Below are 17,942 nucleotides of genomic sequence, written 5' to 3'. Positions count from 1 at the left end.
TCGTTGCCGCGGCGATTGCCGTGCGCCGCCAATGAGCACGCATCCGCCACCCCGCGGATCCGATCGGCACGGGTGCCCGCCTCCCGTTCCGTAACGCACGCCCCCGCGTGCCGAATGCGCGCGGTGCGGCCGCATCGCCCCGTGCGCGGGTATCTCCCGCAGCTCCATTGAAAGACCCGATCGCGGCGACGTCGCCTTCAACGACGCCGCCACGCCCACTTTTTTCTCAGGAGTTCGAATGAAGCACACCTTGCCATCCTTCGTTGCCGCCCTGTTGATCGCGGCGCTGCCGCCTGTCGCGATCGGCGCGCAGCCGACGCCGACCGCCGCCGTCGCGGCTGCCGGCATCGCACAACCGGCCGCGCAAGCGGCCAGTCTCGCGACGCTTCTGTCGAACGGCCTCGCGCTGCGCGTCGCCGTCGACAACAACCACGCGGCCGCGGCCGGCGTGCCGTGCGCCGATCTCGGCGCCGACGGCGCGGCCTGCGCGACCGGCCGCCTGATCCTGCAGAACCGCGGCCACCAGACGATCGCCGACGGCGGCTGGAAGCTGTACCTGCACAGCATCCGCCGGCTGCTGCGGATCGATCGTCCGGGCTTCGCGCTGCGGCGGCTCACCGGCGACCTGTACGAGCTGACGCCGCAGCCGGGCTCGATGCGGCTCGCGCCCGGCGAACGTATCGAACTGCCGTTCGTCGCCGAATACTGGCTGCTGCGCTACAGCGACGTGATTCCGCGCCCGTATGTCGTCGTCGACGGCGCACCGCCCGCCGTGCTCCGCTACAACGACACCGACGACGAGCTCCGCTATGTCGAATCGCTACCGGCCGACGCGCAAAACAATTCGACCGGCAACGCGCCGCCCGTGGCGGCACGGCCTGACGCGAGCCGCGCACTGCCGAGCGTGAAACGCGAACAGCCGCTGCCCGGCACGCTCGACCTGCGCGGCGTCGAGTTCGCGCTGCCGGACCTGCCGGATGGGCAAATCGCGGCGCTGCGCGAACGTGCGACGACACTCGGGCTCGACGGCGCGCGCGTGCCGGTCCGCGGTGCCGTCGCGCCGCGCCGGCTGCCGGCCGACATTGCGGTGCCGGGCGGCTACCGGCTCGCGATCGGGCCGCGCGGCGTGCTGATCGAAGGCTACGATCGCGCGGGCCTCTACTACGGCGTGCAGACGCTCTACTCGCTCGCGCCCGCCGGCGGCGGCCCGATCCCGGCGATGCTCGTCGAGGATGCGCCGCGCTTCACGCATCGCGGGATGCACGTCGACCTCGCGCGCAACTTCAAGCACCCGGCGACGCTGCGCCGCCTGATCGACCAGATGAGCGCATACAAGCTCAACCGCCTGCACCTGCATCTGTCCGACGACGAAGGCTGGCGCATCGAGATTCCCGGCCTGCCGGAGCTGACCGACATCGGCTCGCGCCGCTGTCACGACCCGAGCGAGACGCGCTGCCTGCTGCCGCAACTCGGCTCGGGCCCCGACAACCGCTCGGGCGGCGGCTACCTGACGCGCGACGACTACGTGGCGCTCGTGCGCTACGCGGCTGCCCGCTTCGTCAGGATCATCCCCGAGATCGACATGCCCGCGCATGCGCGCGCGGCCGTCGTGACGATGGAGGCGCGCTACCGGCGGCTGCACGCGGCCGGCCGCGAGCAGGAAGCGAACGCGTACCGGTTGCTCGATCCGCAGGACACGACGAACCTGACGACGGTGCAGTTCTACGATCGGCGCAGCGACCTGAACCCGTGCGTGCCGGGTGCGCTCAATTTCGCGTCGAAGGTGATCCGCGAGATCGCGGCGATGCATGCAGACGCGCAGGCGCCGCTGCACACCTGGCACTACGGCGGCGACGAGGCGAAGAACATCTTCCTCGGCGGGGGCTTCCAGCCGCTGAACGGCACCGACCCGAACAAGGGGCGCATCGATGTCGCCGCGCAGGACAAGCCGTGGGCGCGTTCGCCCGCGTGCACGGCGCTGCTCCAGCGCGGCGAGATCAAATCGATCGACGAGCTGCCGACGCGTTTCGCGAAACAGGTGAGCGCGGCGGTCGACGCGAACGGGATCGACACGATGGCCGCGTGGCAGGACGGCATCAAGCATGCGAACGGGCCGCAGGACTTCAGCACGCGCCACGTGATGGTGTCGCTGTGGGACACGATCTTCTGGGGCGCGTCGGACAGCGCACGCGACCTGAGCGGCAAGGGTTACCTGACGGTGCTCGCGCTGCCCGACTACCTGTACTTCGACTTCCCGTACACGCTCAACCCGCGCGAGCGCGGCTATTACTGGGGCTCGCACGCGACGGACGAGTACAAGGTGTTCTCGTTCGCGCCCGAGAACCTGCCGCAGAACGCCGAAGTGATGGGCGATCGTGACGGCAACGCGTTCGAGGTGACGGGCATCGGCCCCGCGCCGCGCATCGAAGGTATGCAGGGGCAGGCGTGGGGCGAGGTGATGCGCAACGACACGTTCCTCGAATACATGGCCTATCCGCGGCTGCTCGCGCTCGCCGAACGCGCGTGGCACCGGGCCGACTGGGAGCTGCCGTATGCGGCCGGCGTGCGCTTCAAGCGCGGCGACACGCATCACGTCGACCTGGCCGCGCTGCAGCGCGACTGGGCTGGCTTCGCGACGCTGCTCACGCAGCGCGAATTGCCGAAGCTCGACCGGGCCGGCATCGGCTACCGGAAGCCGACCTTCACGCTGACAAGCCCGTGAACGATTGAGCGGTTGAACAACTGAGCGGTTGAACGGTTGCGCGATTGATCCGCGCAAGCGGTGCGCGATGCGGACGATTGCATCGCGCCCACGCCCCGCCAAAGCAAAACGGCTTGCGACGTATCGCAAGCCGTTTTCGTTTTACCGACCGGCGGCCCGAACCCGCCACGCGGATCGGGCCCACCTCATCGCATCGTGCCGGATCAGGCCGGTTGCGGCGCCGCCCCGCCGCCCGTCGACGTCAGGCGCGCGCCGAGCTGTTCCGCGTAGCGTGCCGCCGCGTTGCCGCAGACGATGTGGAACGTGTCCGGCGACACCCATGCCACGTCGAGCGCGCCGAGTCGATCGCGATCGACCGCGGACGCGTCACGCACGACGACGCGCAGGCGCGTGGTCGCGATCGCGTCGAGCGAAGCGACGTTGGTCGCCCCGCCGAACACCGCGAGCCAGCGCAGCGGATCGGGATCGAGCGGACCGGCGGCCGCGCCCGTGACCGGCTGAGCTGCAGCGGCCGTGGCCGTCTCAGCGGCGCCAGTCGCGCCGCTGCCGATCGCCGAGCGCATCTCGTCGGCAATGATGTCGGCCTCGGGCCCGATGATCACCTGCACGCTGTTGCCGCCGCGCTTGAGCACGCCGCGCGCGCCGATCGACTTCAGTTCCGGCTCCGACACCTTCTCCGGATCGACGACGGTCAGGCGCAGGCGCGTCGTGCATGCGTCGACGACCGTCAGGTTGCCTGCACCGCCGAGCGCGGCGATGTAGCGCTGCGCACGCGGTGCTGCCGCGGCGGCGCCGGCTGCCGGCGCGACGAAGCCGCCCGATGCGTACGACTCGGCCGCCGCATCGGCCGAGGCCGGTTCGCGGCCCGGCGTCGCCATGTTGAACTTGCGGATGAAGAAGCGGAACAGTCCGTAATACGCGACGCCGTATGCGATACCGAGCGGCACCGCGATCCAGCCCTTCGTCGACAGCCCGTAGTTCAGCACGTAGTCGATCGCGCCGGCCGAGAACGTGAAGCCGAGCTTCACGCCGAGGATCTGGCAGATCGCGAGCGACAGCCCCGTGAGCACCGCGTGGATCACGTACAGCACCGGTGCAAGGAACATGAAGCTGAACTCGATCGGCTCGGTCACCCCGGTCAGGAACGACGTAAGCGCCATCGAGAACAGCAGGCCGCCGACCATCGCGCGGCGCTCCTTCGGCGCTTCATGCAGCATCGCGAGACACGCGGCCGGCAGGCCGAACATCATGATCGGGAAGAAGCCGGCCATGAAGGTGCCCGCGGTCGGATCGCCCGCGAAGAAGCGGTGCAGGTCGCCGTGCACGAGCTCGCCGCCGGCCGGCGGCGTGAAGTTGCCGAACACGAACCACGCGAGCGAGTTGATGATGTGGTGCAGGCCCGTGACGAGCAACAGGCGGTTCAGGAAGCCGAACACGAACGCACCGATCGCGCCCGCCGTCGTCAGCCACTGGCCTGCCGCGTCGATCGCATGCTGGATCGGCTGCCACACGTACCCGAACGCGATGCCGAGCACCACGCACACCAGCCCCGTGATGATCGGCACGAACCGCTTGCCGCCGAAGAACGCGAGGTAGTCCGGCAGCTTGATGTCCTTGTAGCGGTTGTACAGCAAGCCCGCGACCACGCCCGCGATGATCCCGGACAGCACGCCCATGTTCAGCTTGGGATCGATATCCTTCATGATCGCGGTTTCGATCAGGTAACCGATCGCGCCCGCGAGCGCCGCCACGCCGTTGTTGTCCTTCGCGAAACCGACCGCCACGCCGATCGCGAACAGCAGCGGCAGGTTGTCGAAGATCGCGCCGCCGGCGTCGGCGATCATCTTGATGTTGAACACGTCCGGCTGTCCGAGCCGCAGCAGGATGCCGGCGACCGGCAACACCGCGATCGGCAGCATCAGCGCTCGACCCAGGCCCTGTATCTTCAGAAACGGATTCCCGTCCATTCAGTCCTCCAATCCATGTCTCGTCATTAATCGTCGTTGACCTAATTGCTTGCGTGGTGAAACGCTCGCGCGCCCGCCGTCGACGTTCAGTCGAGCGGCCAGACCTCGCGGCTTGCTGCCCTTACCGCCTGTGCCGAGTCGAGTGCGAGCAGATCCTGCGCACGCTGGCGACACAGCTGGTAATCGAGACGGCGCACGCGCGCCTTGATGCCCGGCACCGACACCGGGTCGACCGACAGTTCGGTCACGCCGAGGCCGACGAGGATCGGCACCGCGAGCGGATCGCCGCCGAGCGCGCCGCACACGCCGACCCACTTGCCGTGCTTCGCCGCGCCGCGCACCGCGATGTCGATCAGGCGCAGCACGGCCGGATGCAGGCCGTCGGACTGCGCGGCCAGATCGGCCTGGCAGCGGTCCATCGCGAGCGTGTACTGCGTCAGGTCGTTGGTGCCGATCGACAGGAAATCCGCGTGCTGCGCGAGCTGGTCGGCGAGCAGTGCCGCCGACGGCACCTCGATCATCACGCCGACCTCGATCGGCTCGGTACGGCCCTGCGCACGCGCGAATTCGTCGATACGCTTGCGCAGCCGCACGAGCTCGCCCGCATCCGTCACCATCGGCAGCAGGATCCGCACCGCGCCGAACGGCTTCACCGCGAGCAGGCCCTGCAGCTGATCGTCGAGCAGATCGGGGCGCACCTGCGCGAGGCGAATGCCGCGCAGGCCGAGCGCCGGGTTCGGTTCGGGCGGCAGCGTCAGGTAGTCGACTTCCTTGTCGGCGCCGACGTCGAGCGTGCGGATGATCGCGGTGCGGCCCTGCAGCGCGTCGACGATCGACTGGTAGCTCTGCTGGTGCTCGACGACGCTCGGCGCGGCCTGGCGATGGATGAACATCAGCTCGGTGCGCAACAGACCGACCGCGTCCGCGCCGTTGTCGACCGCGGTGTTCGCGTCGTCGAGCGTCGCGATGTTCGCGGCGACCTCGATGGCGCGGCCGTCGATGGTCGCGGCGGCAGCGCCGGCCTGTTGCCTGTTCGCTTCGCGCACGCCGTCCAGGCGCTGGCGTTCGTGGCGTGCGCGTTCGACGTCGAGCGCGGTCGGTGCGTGTTCGAGACGGCCCGCGCTCGCATCGACGACGACCTGCGTGCCGTCCGGAATCGCGTACAGCGCGTCGCCTACCGCGACGAGCGCCGGAATGCCGAGCTGGCGCGCGATGATCGCCGCATGCGACGTCGCGCCGCCGCGCGCCATCACGAGCGCGGTCACGCGCTGGCGATCGAGCGACGACAGGTCCGACGGCGTGAATTCCTCGGCGGCGAGCACGGCCTCGTCGGGCAGCGTGCGCGTCGCGCCGCTCGTGTGGCCGAGCGCGCGCAGCACGCGCTTCTCGATGTCGCGGAGGTCCGCCGCGCGCTCGGCGAGCAGCGCGTCGTCGAGCTTCGACAGCGTGTCGATCTGCGCGCGGATCGTCGCGCGCCACGCGAAGCCCGCGCTCTTGCCGAGGCTGATCTGGTCGCGCGCCGCGTCGACCAGCGTCGGGTCCTCGAGCAGCACGCGATGCACCGCGAAGATTCCCGCCTCGCCGACCGCGCCGCGCGCCGATGCGTTGCGCACCGTTTCGTCGAGTTCGGCATCGACCGCCGTCAGCGCCTGGTCGAGCCGGCGGCTTTCCGACGCGGGCGTGCCGGTCGCCTGTTCGGGCGGCACGATGTCCGCATCGTCGAGACGCACCAGCGTGCCGACCGCGATGCCGGGCGCCGCGCACACGCCCGCGAGCGTGTTCGGATCGAGTGTTGCGCCGGTGTTGCGCACGATCGGCTGCGGTGCGGGCGACTTGAGCCGCGCCGGCCGTTCCTCGACCTCGCCGTGCGCTTCGCGCAACAACTCACGCTCGACCGCTTCGACGGCTTCCCGCGCGTGCGCACCGCGGCCGACCAGTTCGATCGTCGCGCCTTCGCCGGCGCCGAGACCGAGCAGGCCGACCACGCTTGCGATCGGCGCCTTGCGGCCGTCGAAAAGCACGTCGACATGTGCGTCGAGCCCGCGCGCGGCTTCGCGCGCCCGCGCAGCCGGGCGCGCATGCAGGCCGCCGGGCTGCGTCAGCACGACCGCGCGGCGCACTTCGTTCATCGCCGCCGCGCCGGCCTGCGCCGCCTGCGCGGCGGCTTCGCCCTTGCCGCGCAACGTCAGCAGCGGCGTCTCGCCGGCCGTCGCGAAACCGCTCGCGCGCTCGACGACGTCGAACGCGTCGGAGTTCGCGATCGCGATCACCGAGACCAGCGAATGCGCGCTGCGCGCGACCGCGTCCTGGTCGAACTCGATCAGCAGATCGCCCGCCGCCACACGCGCGCCGGCTTCGACGCGCGCGGTGAAGCCCTGCCCGTTCAGCTCGACGGTGTCGATGCCGATGTGCAGCAGCACTTCCGCGCCTTGCGGCGTCGTGATCGTCACCGCATGGCCGGTGCGCGCGAGATGCGACACGATGCCGGCGCACGGCGCGACGAGCCGGCCCGCGAGCGGATCGATGCCGATGCCGTCGCCGAACATCCCGCCGGAGAACACCGGATCGGGCACGTCGGTCAGCGCGACGATCGGCCCGGTCAGCGGGGCAAGCAGGACGATCTGATCATGGGTGGAACTCTTCAACTGGGACTCCTCGGCGCGTCTCATCGGCTGTCTCGGCTATCAGTGCGTTTCGGTGACTTTGTTCAGGTGGCGCGGCGTGTCGGGATTGCGGCCGCGCGCGACGGCGAGATCCGCCGCCATCACGTAGAACGAAAGAATGGCGGCGATCGGGTCGAGCGCCGAATGGGCGGACTGCGCGAGCGGCAAGGTCGCGCCGGGCGTGCCGCCGGGCGCCGCGAGCAGCACGGCCGCGCCGCGTGTGCGCATGTCCTGCGCGAGCTGCAGCAGCCCGGCCTGCTCCGGGCCCGGCGGCGCGAACACGAGCAGCGGATAGTCGCGGTCGATCAGCTCCATCGGGCCGTGACGGACTTCGGCGCTCGAGAACGCCTCGGCCTGGATGCCGGAGGTTTCCTTCAGTTTCAGCGCGGCTTCCTGCGCGATCGCAAGACCGAGGCCGCGGCCGATCACGATCATCCGCTCGATGCCCGCGAGCGCGGCGACGGCCGGCGACCAGTCGAGCCGGCCCGCCTGCGCGAGCACGTCGGGCAGGCCGCGCAGTGCCGTGATCAGCGCGGCGTCGCGCTGCCAGTACGCGACGATCTGCGCGGACAGCGACAGCATCGCGATGTAGCTCTTGGTCGCGGCGACCGACAGTTCGGGGCCGGCCAGCAGCGGCAGCTGGTGCTCGCACGCGTCGGCGAGCGGCGACGGCAGCACGTTGACGGCGGCGACGGTGCGCGCGCCGGCTTCGCGCAGCGCGGTCATCGTGTTGACGAGGTCGGGGCTCTTGCCCGACTGGGAGAATGCCAGCGCGAGCTGGTCCTGCACCTTCAGCGGCGCCTGCTGCAGCGTCGCGACCGACATCGGCAGCGACGCGACGGGCACGCCGAGGCGGCTCATCGTCAGGCTCGCGAAATAGCTGGCGGCGTGATCCGAGCTGCCGCGCGCGACCGTCAGCGCGACGGCCGGCGGGTGATCGAGGAGTTGGCCGGCGAGCGCTTCGACGCGCGTGGTGTCGGCGAGTTGCGCGGCGACGACCTGGGCGGATTCGCGCGCTTCCTTAAGCATATTCGACAATCGATTCTCCTTCGACGTAGGTCGCGGTGAGGTTCAGGTCGCGATCGAACACGGCGAGGTCGGCCCATGCGCCTCGCTCGAGGCGGCCGCGATCGGTGACGCCGAGGTAGTCGGCCGCATAGCGCGACATCCGGTTCGACACGTCGGCGATCGGCAGGCCGAGCGACACGAGGTTGCGCAGCGCCTGGTCCATCGTCAGCGTGCTGCCGGCGAGCGTGCCGTCGGCGAGCCGCACGCCGCCGAGGCACTTGGTCACGTGCTGGCTGCCAAGCCGGTATTCGCCGTCGGGCATGCCGGTGGCGGACGTGCTGTCGGTCACGACATACAGGCGCGGGATCGCGCGCAACGCCGCACGAATCGCGCCCGGATGCACGTGCAGCAGGTCGGGGATGATTTCCGCGTATTCGGCATGCGCGAGTGCGGCGCCGACGAGGCCCGGGTTGCGGTGATGCAGCGGCGACATCGCGTTGAACAGGTGCGTGAAGCCGCATGCGCCGTGCTTGAGCGCGGCGACGGCGTCGTCGTAGGTCGCGAGCGAGTGGCCGAGCTGCACGCGCACGCCGCGCGCGGCCATCTCGCCGATGATCTCGATGTGACCGGCGATTTCCGGCGCGAGCGTGACGACCCGGATCGGCGCGATCGACAGGTACTTCAGCACTTCGTCGAGCACGGCCGATACGGCCGCGTCCGGCTGCGCGCCGAGCTTGCCGGGGTTGATGTACGGTCCTTCGAGGTGCACGCCGAGCACGCGCGCGCCGCCCGGCGTGCGCGTGCGCGCGACGGTGCCGAGATTCGCGACGACCTGCATCAGTTCGTCGCGCGGCGCGGTCATCGTCGTCGCGAGCAAGCTCGTCGTGCCGAACTGCGCGTGCGTGCGCGCGATCGTCTCGATCGCGTCGCCGCCTTCCATCACGTCGGCGCCGCCGCCGCCGTGCACGTGCAGGTCGATGAAGCCGGGCAGGATGTACGGCGCGTCGTTCTTCGCGGGATCGGTGGGCGTGCCGTCGAGCGTGGTGATGCGGCCGTTCTCGCTGTCGAGCGAGCCGAGAATCCAGCCGTCGGAGGTGAGGATGTTTCCAGTCAGCATGACGTTTCTCTTGATGATCTGGTGACGCGGACATCCGCGTCGCGATTTGCAAATCCGTTGTGCTTCGTTGCGCCCCGCCGCGCGTGGCGCACGGGCAGTCTCGCGCGTCAGCGTTTCAGTTCGGCGACGAAGTCGTAATAGTCGTCGCGGCAATACGTTTCGGACACTTCGATCGCGCGCTGGTCGACACCGTAGCCGATGCGCGTGATCACGAGCAGGGCCGAGCCCGGCTTCACCGACATCCACTTCGCGATCTCGTGCGTCGCGTTCGCCGCGCGAAAGTGCTGCAGCGCGCGCACGACGGTCATCCCGCGTGCGTCGAGGTATTCGTACAGCGACGCGCCGAGCGCCTGCGGATCGGGCACCACCGCGGCCGGCAACGTCGAATGCTCGACGGCCATCACGATGCCGTCCGCGCGGCGCAGCCGCTCGAGCCGCGCGACCGTCGCGCCGGGCGCGAGGCCGAGACGCGTGATCTCGTCGCGGCTCGCGGTGCGCAGCGTGCGCGACAGCCACACCGAATCGGGCACGAAACCGCGCTGCCGCATCTTCGCGGTGAAGCCGACGAGACGCGACAGCGGATCGGCAACGCGCGGCGTGATGAAGCTGCCCGCCCCGCGCGCCCGCTTGATCAGCCCTTGCTCGACCAGCAGCGCGAGCGCACGACGGGCCGTGATCCGCGACACGCCGACCGACCCCGACAGCAGCCGCTCCGACGGCAGCGCCTCGCCGGCCCGCCACGCGCCGGCGTGAATCGCGCTCGCCAGGTTGCGGGCGAGCTGCAGATACAGCGGCGTGTCGTCGAGGGGATCGGGCGCCAGTTCGGACCAGCCGGTTTCCATGTGCCTCCGGGTGTCGGACGACGATCTCGGACCGTCGAAAGTGAACGCATTATATAACCACCATAATACCAGTCAACGAACTGGTATTAGCGGCGCGAAAATCGCCGGGAGCCTTGCCCGGCAAGCGTTTTAGTTGCCGGAAAGCCTTTGTTTACAATGCGATGCGGGATAGGGATTTACCCGGATTGGTATGCAAAGGGACAGTTCCCGGGCCGGATTTGCCAGGCTTGGGAAGCCGAAAACGATACCGGAATAGAACCAGTTCGGCCGACTGGTATGCATCCGGCGGCGGCGCGCGGGCGGCATGCCGGCGCACAGCGTCAGTGGAACTCGCGGCTCGACGTGCGCAGGCCGCCGAGCAGCGGCGTCAGATCCTCGAAATGCTGCGCGACGAGGTGCCTCACGTCGCTGACGACCTGCCACACGCCCGACGCCGCGAGCAGTCGCGAATCGAGCGTTTCGCGGCGCTGCCGCGCGAGCAGCTCGGGCCGCACGATCACGTTCACGCAGCCCGTCTCGTCCTCGAGCGTCATGAACATCACGCCCTTCGCGGTGCCCGGCATCTGCCGCGCGATCACGAGCCCGCATGCACGCGCGAGCCGGCCGTCGGGACGGTCGCGCAACTCGGCCGCGGACGACAGCCGCTGCGCGCGCAACGCGGGTCGCAGCAGCGCGACCGGGTGGCGGTTCAGCGTGAGGCCGGTGGTGTGATAGTCGGCGAGGATGTCGTCGGCTTCCGACGGCGCGCCGAGCACGGGCAGCTCCGTTTCGTCGATCGGCGCGGCGGCGAGCAGGTCGCGCTCAGGTGCCGCGGCGACGGCCTGCCACAGTGCATCGCGGCGATGGCCGGCGAGCGTCGCGAGCGCGTTCGCGGCGGCGAGCGCTTCGAGATCGCGCCGTTCGAGCTGCGCGCGGCGCGCGAGCGCGTCGACGTTCTCGAACGGGCCGGCCGCGCGCGCGGCCTCGATGCGCCGCGCGGCAGCCTCGCCGAGGCCGCGCACGAGCGACAGGCCGAGCCGCACCGCGGGCTGGCCGTGCGGCGGCGGCTGGCCGGGCAGCGCTTCGAGCGACGCTTCCCAGCCGCTTCGCGTGACGTCGGCCGGAAAGACCTTCACGCCGTGGCGCTTCGCATCCTGCACGAGCTGCGCGGGTGCGTAGAAGCCCATCGGCTGGCTGTTCAGCAGCGACGCGACGAAGATCGCGGGCTCGTGGCATTTGAGCCAGCTGCTCGCGTACGCGAGTTTCGCGAAGCTGGCCGCGTGGCTCTCGGGAAAGCCGTATTCGCCGAAGCCCTTGATCTGCTCGAAGATCTGCTCGGCGAATTCGCGCGTGTAGCCGCGTTCGAGCATGCCGTCGATGATCTTGTCGTGATACTTCTCGAGGTTGCCCTTGCGCTTCCACGCGGCCATCGCGCGGCGCAGTTCGTCGGCCTCGCCTGGCGTGAAGCCCGCCGCGACGATCGCGATCTGCATCACCTGCTCCTGGAAGATCGGCACGCCGAGCGTGCGAACGAGCACTTCCTTGAGCGCCTCGCTCGGATACGTGACCTCACCCTCCTCCTCGCCGGCCACGATCCTGCGCCGCTTCAGATACGGATGCACGGCGCCGCCCTGGATCGGCCCGGGCCGCACGATCGACACCTGGACGACGAGATCGTAATAGTTGCGCGGCCTCAGCCGCGGCAGCATCGACATCTGCGCACGCGATTCGATCTGGAATACGCCGACCGTATCCGCCCGGCAGATCATGTCGTAGGTTGGTTCGTCATCCTGCGGAATATGCTTCAGCGTGAATGGCTGGCCGTCCTCCTGCGGCCCGCGCCACGCGGTGCGCATGTCGAAGGCGCGATGCAGCGCCGACAGCATGCCGAGCGCGAGCACGTCGACCTTCATCAGCCCGAGCGCCTCGAGATCGTCCTTGTCCCACTGGATCACGCGCCGCCCGTCCATCGCCGCGTTCTCGACCGGCACGAGCCGCGTGAGCTTGCCGCGGCTGATCACGAAGCCGCCCGAATGCTGCGACAGGTGGCGCGGAAAGTTGAGCAAGCGCCCCGCGAGTTCGGCCCATGCGCGAATGATCGGCGTGGCCGGATCGAGCCCGGTCGTCGCGAATTGCTGCAGCAGGTCGCGGCTGCCGTCGAACCAGCGATGCCCCTTCGCGACGCGGTCGACCAGCATCGGATCGACGCCGAGCGCCTTGCCGGTTTCGCGCAGCACGCCGCGCGGACGATACGTCGAGACCGCCGCCGCGAGTGCCGCGCGATCCTTGCCGTATTTTTCGTAGATATGCTGAATGACCTCTTCCCGGCGCTGATGCTCGAAGTCGACGTCGATGTCCGGCGGCTCGCCGCGCTCCTCGCTGATGAAGCGCTCGAACAGCATCGTGCTCTGGTCGGGATCGACCTCGGTGATGCCGAGGCAGTAGCAGACGACCGAGTTCGCGGCCGAGCCGCGGCCCTGGCACAGGATGTTCTGGCTGCGCGCGTATTTGACGATGTCGTAGACGGTCAGAAAGAACGGTTCGTAGCTCAGCCTCGCGATCAGGTCGAGTTCATGGCGGATCTGCTTCTCGACCTTCTCCGGAATGCCTCGCGGATAACGCCCCGCCGCCCCCGCGAAGGTTTCCTGTTCCAGATAGCGCGTCGGCGTCAGCCCCTGCGGCACGATCTCGTCGGGATACTCGTAGCGCAGCGAGCCGAGGTCGAAATCGCACGCGTCGAGAATCGCGCAGGTCTCCGCGATCTCGTCCGGCGCGTACAACTGTCCGATCCGCTGCCGCAAACGCAGGTGCTGCTCCGCATTCGGCGCCAGCGCATACCCGCATTCGGCAACCGGCATCCCGACCCGGATCGCCGTCATCACGTCCTGCAATGCCTTGCACGAGCGCCGGTGCATCGTCACGTCGCCGAGTGCGACGATACGCACGCCGCGCCGCTCGCCGGCCGCGCGAATCTCTTCGCGCTGCGCGCCATCGAGCGCGCGCTGCAGCTGCACGAGTCCGAGCCGCGCGCGTTCGCCGAAGGTCGCGCGAAACCATGCGACCTGCGCATCGAGCACGTCCGCGCGCACCGGATACGCGGGCACGAGGATCGCGAAGCAGTCGGGCATGCCGCGCAGGTGCGCAAACGCCGCGGGCGGGGCCGACAGCATCCGCGACGTCAACGTATAGGTGCCCTTCGGCGCGGCCATCCGCCGCCACGAGATCAGCTCGGCAAGATTGCCGTAACCCTCGCGGTTCTGCGCGAGCAGCACGAGGCCGAACGCGCCGGGGCCCGGATCGTGACCCGGTGCGACTTCATCCGGCGTGACTTCGAAATACGAACCGATGACGAGCGGGAGCCCTTGCGCCTGCGCCGCGACATGCATGCGCGGCGCGCCGGCCAGCGAGCATTCGTCGGTGATCGCGATCCCGCGATAGCCGAGTTCGGCCGCGCGCTCGACCAGTTCGTCCGCATGCGACGCGCCATGCAGGAACGAAAAGTTCGATCGGCAGAACAACTCCGCGTAATCGGGCAGCCAGCTGAATTCCGCACTCATTTCGACTCACCCGAACAAGCCGTGCAGGAACCAGCGCGGCTCGGCCTGGCTTCCCGAGCGCTCCAGGAACACCCAGTAGCACGCACCGACCTCGTCTTGCGCGACGTAGTAATCGCGTGCGGCCAGTTGCCCGTCGAACCACCCGGCTTCGATCCGCTCGGCCGACGACATCATCCTGAGCGGCGTATGGAACACCGGCCGGTTCTCGCGCATCAGGAGCGGCTGCGGCTCGGCCAGCAGCCACGCGGGACGCGGCGGCACGGCGGGCGGCCCGCCGGCCGGCTTGCCCGCTTGCGCATCGAGCGGCAGCCAGCGGTTCGCGGCCTCCGGACGGTGATCGGCGACGGGTGCCGCGCGCAGCACGTTCTCCGCGCCGAGCCGCGCGACCAGCAGTTCGAACAGCCGCGCACGCGTCTCGCGCGTGCCGCCCGGCTCGGGAAAAAGATCGTCGGCCGGCGGCGCGACCGATTCGACGCGCGTGGCCTTCAGCCGCACCGCGATCACCGCGGCCGGCAATTCGACGCGCGCGAGCCGCTCGCCGAGCAGCCGCATGAAGTGCGTCTCGTCGCGCACGGGCGCGGCGAACGCGAGTTCGAGCGGTGTCGGCGGCACGGCCTGACGGCCGCGCTCGTGCTCGAGATCGAACGTCATCGCGGCCAGCGACAGCTGCCGCGCGGCCAGCCACCCGCAGAGCTGCACGACGAGCCGCCGCGCGGCGAACAGCACGGCTTCCGCGTATTCGACGCGCTCCGGCAATTCGAGCCGCACGTCGAACACGGGCGGCACCGCCATCCACGCAAGCGGCTCGACCGCATCGCCGTACGCGCGATCGAGCGCGGCGAGCAGCGCCGGACCGCAGCGGCGCTGCAGCCCCGCGCGCGGCAGGCCGCGCAGATCGGCGAGCGTGCGGCAGCCGAGGCCGTCGAACCAGCCCGCATACGCGCGCGCGTCGGGCAGCAGCGCGCACGGCAGACGATCGAGCGTACGGACGAGCGAAGCCGGCCCGGCCACGCGGCGCCGGATGCGCGCACGCGCCGACATGCGCGCGAGCAGCCACGCGCCGCGCCCGGTCGGCGCGGCGGACAGGCGCGCCGCATAGCCGAGCGCCGCGAGCGTCGCGCGCACCTGGCGGCACAGCGACGGCAGGCCGCCGAACAGGCGCAGGCTCGGGCCGACGTCGACGATCAGCGTCGCTTCGTCGTCGAGTGCGACGCACGGCGAGAAGCGCAGCAATGCGAGCGCGACCGCGCGCAGCGCATCGGCCTCGCGGGCGGGATCGCGCTCGACGAGCCGTGTGTCGGGCGCGAGCGTCAGCACGCCGCCGCGCTTCATGCCCGCGCGCACGCCCTGCCGGCGCGCGGGCGCATCGGCAATCAGCACGACACCTTGCTCGAGCACCGCACAGCCTGCGTCGTCTGCGTCGTCCGCCGCGCCGTCAGACGGCGGCGGGACGCACACGTCGAGCGGCAGGCGCGGCAGATGGATGCCGAGCAAGACGCGCATAGCGGCTCTCCACGATGGGCGACGGCAAATCGAGCGCAAGCGGCTCGCTGCGCGCGGGCCCGCGGCGCTTGACGATGTCGAGCGACACGCCGCCCGGCACCGGATGCAGCGCGACGCGCAGCACGGCCGGCGACGGCTGCCGCGCGGCCGACAGCGGGCGCAGCATCACGAACAGCGTGTCGCCGGTGCGCGCGGCCGCGAGATGCAGGCGCCGCAGCGCATCGGGCCGCGCGTCCTGCCAGAGCAGCAGCGCACCGCAGCAGCCCGTCCTGAGCGCCTGCTCGGCGGCCCACAAGGCATCCGTGCGGCTGCCGGCGCGCAGCCACAGCAGTGCGTCGGCCGGCACGCCGAGACCGGCGAGCGCCGTCGCATGCGGCGACTGAGGCGGCGCGACGAGCGCGAGCGGACGCCGCGCACTGACGGTGCGCGCGAGCGCGGGCGCGAGCAGCCGCATCTCGCCGCAGCCCGGCTGCGCGGCCAGCAACTCGACGAGGCCGCCGACCGGCCAGCCGCCGCCCGGCAGCTCGGCCGACAGCGGCGCGAAACCCGTATCGATCGTGCGCGCACCGCCGCGCGCGAGCTGCGAGCCGCGCCAAAGGGATGGATGAAGGGATTCGGGAGAAATGGAGGATGCGAGCATGACGCCACCCACAACTGTATGGATATACAGTATATGGCAATGCGCGTGCGTCGCACAGTACTGAGGCGAAACCGGTTTTTCGTCAGAGGAAAAACGACGGGAAATCCAGCGCGATCGTTCATGTTACGCCGCACCGGAGCGGGCGGGCCGGATCGTGTCGTCCGAATCGCCGGGCCGACACGCCAACCGCCGGGCGAACCGGCACGATGCGGCACCCCGCACCGCGCCGGCCCGCCCGCCGCGCGTCAGCCGAGCAGCAACGCGTCGTCGTCGAGCTGCTCGTGCCGCACCTTCTCGAACATCTGCAGCAGGTCCGGCACGTCGAGCCCGCGGCGCTGGTCGCCCGACACGTCGAGCACGACCTGCCCCTGGTGCAGCATCACCGTGCGGTCGCCGTAGTCGAGCGCCTGGCGCATGCTGTGCGTGACCATCATCGTCGTCAGCTTGCTCTCGGCGACGATGCGCGCGGTCAGCTCCAGCACGAACGCGGCCGTCTTCGGGTCGAGCGCGGCCGTGTGCTCGTCGAGCAGCAGGATCCGCGACGGCCGCAGCGACGCCATCAACAGGCTCACCGCCTGCCGCTGACCGCCTGACAGCAACCCGATCCGATCGGTCAGCCGGTTTTCCAGCCCGAGGTTCAGCAGACGCAGCTTGTCGCGGAACAGCTCGCGCGACGGCCGGTCAAGCGCCGCGCGAAAGCCACGCCGGGCGCCGCGCGCCATCGCGAGCGCCATGTTTTCCTCGATCGTCAGCGCCTCGCAGGTGCCGGCCATCGGATCCTGGAACACGCGCGCGACGAGGTGCGCGCGGTCCCACGCCGGCTGGCGCGTCACGTCCGTGCCGTCGATCGCGATGCGTCCCGCATCGACGCGCTGGTCGCCGCTGATCGCGTTGAGGAAAGTCGACTTGCCAGCGCCGTTCGAGCCGATCACCGCGACGAACTGGCCGTCGGGAATCTCGAGCGACAGCCCGCGCAACGCGCGCGTCTCGATCGGCGTGCCGGGGTTGAACGTGAGTTTCAGGTCGTGTGCGGACAGCATGTCAGGCCCCTCCGTTCTTGCGCGCGAACAGCTTCTTGCGCGTCGCCGGCAGCACCAGCGCGATCGTGACGAGCGCGGCCGTCACGAGGTTCAGGTCCTGCGCCTTCAGGCCGATGAATTCGCTGTTCAGAGCAAGCGCGATGAAGAAGCGGTAGACGATCGCGCCGAGCACGACGGCGAGCGTCGTCAGCACGAGCCGGCGCGCGGGCAGCAGCGTTTCGCCGATGATCACCGCGGCCAGCCCGATCACGATCGTGCCGATCCCCATCGAGATGTCGGCGCCGCCCTGCGTCTGCGCGAACAGCGCACCGGCGAGCGCGACGAGCGCGTTCGACAGCGCCATCCCGGCGAGCGTCGCGCGGCCCGTCGCGATGCCCTGCGCGCGCGCCATCCGCGGGTTCGCGCCGGTCGCGCGCATCGCGAGGCCGAGCTGCGACGAGAAGAACCAGTCGAGGCCGAGCTTCGCGACCACGACGACGATCGCGAGCAGCGCCGGGCGCAGCACGTAGTCGGGCATCCAGTCGGGCTGCAGCACGGTAAAGATCGTCGGCTCGGTGATGAGCGGCACGTTCGGCCGGCCCATGATCCGCAGGTTCACCGAGTAGAGCGCGATCATCATCAGGATGCTGGCGAGCAGGTCCATGATCTTCAGGCGCACGTTGAGCCAGCCGGTGACGAAGCCGGCCAGCGCGCCCGCGACGATCGCGATCACCGTCGACGTGAACGGGTCGTGGCCAGCGGAAATCAGCGTCGCGGCGACGGCGCCGCCGAGCGGAAAGCTGCCGTCGACGGTCAGGTCGGGGAAGTTGAGGATGCGGAATGAAATCAGCACCCCGAGGGCGACGAGACTGAAGATCAGGCCGATCTCCAGCGCGCCCAGAAACGAGAACAGAGACATGATGGG

At 70.1% G+C, this 17,942-nt stretch carries 11 protein-coding genes; 1 reads left to right on the top strand and 10 read right to left on the bottom strand.

Going from position 1 to position 17,942, the window contains the following annotated elements; genetic code table 11:
- The first annotated feature begins 238 nt into the window (after positions 1–238).
- Positions 239–2,722, top strand: a complete 2,484-nt coding sequence (locus tag HWX25_RS17220; protein ID WP_175909325.1) for a family 20 glycosylhydrolase — start codon at positions 239–241, stop codon at positions 2,720–2,722.
- Between the two features lie 203 nt (positions 2,723–2,925).
- On the opposite strand, the gene nagE is transcribed toward HWX25_RS17220, so the two are convergent.
- The 10 genes from nagE to HWX25_RS17170 all read right to left on the bottom strand — a co-directional run bounded on the left by nagE (position 2,926) and on the right by HWX25_RS17170 (position 17,936).
- Entirely contained in the window at positions 2,926–4,689 is a 1,764-nt protein-coding gene (gene nagE, locus HWX25_RS17215) for an N-acetylglucosamine-specific PTS transporter subunit IIBC (RefSeq protein ID WP_175909323.1), read from the bottom strand.
- An 86-nt stretch (positions 4,690–4,775) separates the two neighbouring features.
- Positions 4,776–7,358 carry a phosphoenolpyruvate--protein phosphotransferase gene (gene ptsP / locus HWX25_RS17210; protein ID WP_059819815.1) on the bottom strand — a complete coding sequence of 861 codons (2,583 nt, stop codon included), beginning with the start codon at positions 7,356–7,358 and terminating at the stop codon, positions 4,776–4,778.
- Positions 7,359–7,373: 15 nt separating this feature from the next.
- Positions 7,374–8,381, bottom strand: coding sequence for an SIS domain-containing protein (locus tag HWX25_RS17205; protein ID WP_175909360.1), 1,008 nt, complete (start codon positions 8,379–8,381; stop codon positions 7,374–7,376).
- On the bottom strand, positions 8,374–9,477 hold the full coding sequence (nagA, locus tag HWX25_RS17200; protein WP_175909321.1) for an N-acetylglucosamine-6-phosphate deacetylase: 1,104 nt from the start codon (positions 9,475–9,477) through the stop codon (positions 8,374–8,376). The genes HWX25_RS17205 and nagA overlap by 8 nt, the downstream gene beginning before the upstream one ends.
- A gap of 107 nt (positions 9,478–9,584) precedes the next feature.
- Positions 9,585–10,319 carry a GntR family transcriptional regulator gene (locus HWX25_RS17195; protein WP_059703331.1) on the bottom strand — a complete coding sequence of 245 codons (735 nt, stop codon included), beginning with the start codon at positions 10,317–10,319 and terminating at the stop codon, positions 9,585–9,587.
- Between the two features lie 320 nt (positions 10,320–10,639).
- Entirely contained in the window at positions 10,640–13,855 is a 3,216-nt protein-coding gene (locus HWX25_RS17190) for an error-prone DNA polymerase (protein WP_175909319.1), read from the bottom strand.
- A gap of 6 nt (positions 13,856–13,861) precedes the next feature.
- Positions 13,862–15,358, bottom strand: coding sequence for a DNA polymerase Y family protein (locus HWX25_RS17185; protein ID WP_175909317.1), 1,497 nt, complete (start codon positions 15,356–15,358; stop codon positions 13,862–13,864).
- A complete protein-coding gene (imuA, locus tag HWX25_RS17180) occupies positions 15,291–15,998 on the bottom strand; it encodes a translesion DNA synthesis-associated protein ImuA (protein WP_175909315.1) in 708 nt (235 codons plus the stop codon). Before imuA ends, HWX25_RS17185 begins: the two co-directional genes overlap by 68 nt.
- Positions 15,999–16,243: 245 nt before the next feature.
- Positions 16,244–17,038, bottom strand: coding sequence for an ABC transporter ATP-binding protein (locus HWX25_RS17175; protein WP_059526179.1), 795 nt, complete (start codon positions 17,036–17,038; stop codon positions 16,244–16,246).
- Between the two features lies 1 nt (position 17,039).
- Positions 17,040–17,936 (bottom strand): ABC transporter permease, encoded by an 897-nt coding sequence (locus tag HWX25_RS17170; RefSeq protein WP_059526182.1) that lies wholly within the window; start codon positions 17,934–17,936, stop codon positions 17,040–17,042.
- Positions 17,937–17,942 lie beyond the last annotated feature (6 nt).

The sequence above is a fragment of the Burkholderia sp. BCC1640 genome, from assembly GCF_902833125.1.
GTDB classification, from domain to species: Bacteria; Pseudomonadota; Gammaproteobacteria; order Burkholderiales; family Burkholderiaceae; genus Burkholderia; species Burkholderia diffusa.
This window is presented reverse-complemented; position numbering and strand designations above follow the sequence as displayed.

What these genes read in the sequence shown, in the direction of transcription:
- HWX25_RS17190 (WP_175909319.1), bottom strand. Translation starts at nt 13,855, where the DNA reads ATGAGTGCGGAATTCAGCTGGCTGCCCGATTACGCGGAGTTGTTCTGC.
- nagE (WP_175909323.1), bottom strand. Translation starts at nt 4,689, where the DNA reads ATGGACGGGAATCCGTTTCTGAAGATACAGGGCCTGGGTCGAGCGCTG.
- imuA (WP_175909315.1), bottom strand. Translation starts at nt 15,998, where the DNA reads ATGCTCGCATCCTCCATTTCTCCCGAATCCCTTCATCCATCCCTTTGG.
- HWX25_RS17195 (WP_059703331.1), bottom strand. Translation starts at nt 10,319, where the DNA reads ATGGAAACCGGCTGGTCCGAACTGGCGCCCGATCCCCTCGACGACACG.
- nagA (WP_175909321.1), bottom strand. Translation starts at nt 9,477, where the DNA reads ATGCTGACTGGAAACATCCTCACCTCCGACGGCTGGATTCTCGGCTCG.
- HWX25_RS17175 (WP_059526179.1), bottom strand. Translation starts at nt 17,038, where the DNA reads ATGCTGTCCGCACACGACCTGAAACTCACGTTCAACCCCGGCACGCCG.
- ptsP (WP_059819815.1), bottom strand. Translation starts at nt 7,358, where the DNA reads ATGAGACGCGCCGAGGAGTCCCAGTTGAAGAGTTCCACCCATGATCAG.
- HWX25_RS17220 (WP_175909325.1), top strand. Translation starts at nt 239, where the DNA reads ATGAAGCACACCTTGCCATCCTTCGTTGCCGCCCTGTTGATCGCGGCG.
- HWX25_RS17205 (WP_175909360.1), bottom strand. Translation starts at nt 8,381, where the DNA reads ATGCTTAAGGAAGCGCGCGAATCCGCCCAGGTCGTCGCCGCGCAACTC.
- HWX25_RS17185 (WP_175909317.1), bottom strand. Translation starts at nt 15,358, where the DNA reads ATGCGCGTCTTGCTCGGCATCCATCTGCCGCGCCTGCCGCTCGACGTG.
- HWX25_RS17170 (WP_059526182.1), bottom strand. Translation starts at nt 17,936, where the DNA reads ATGTCTCTGTTCTCGTTTCTGGGCGCGCTGGAGATCGGCCTGATCTTC.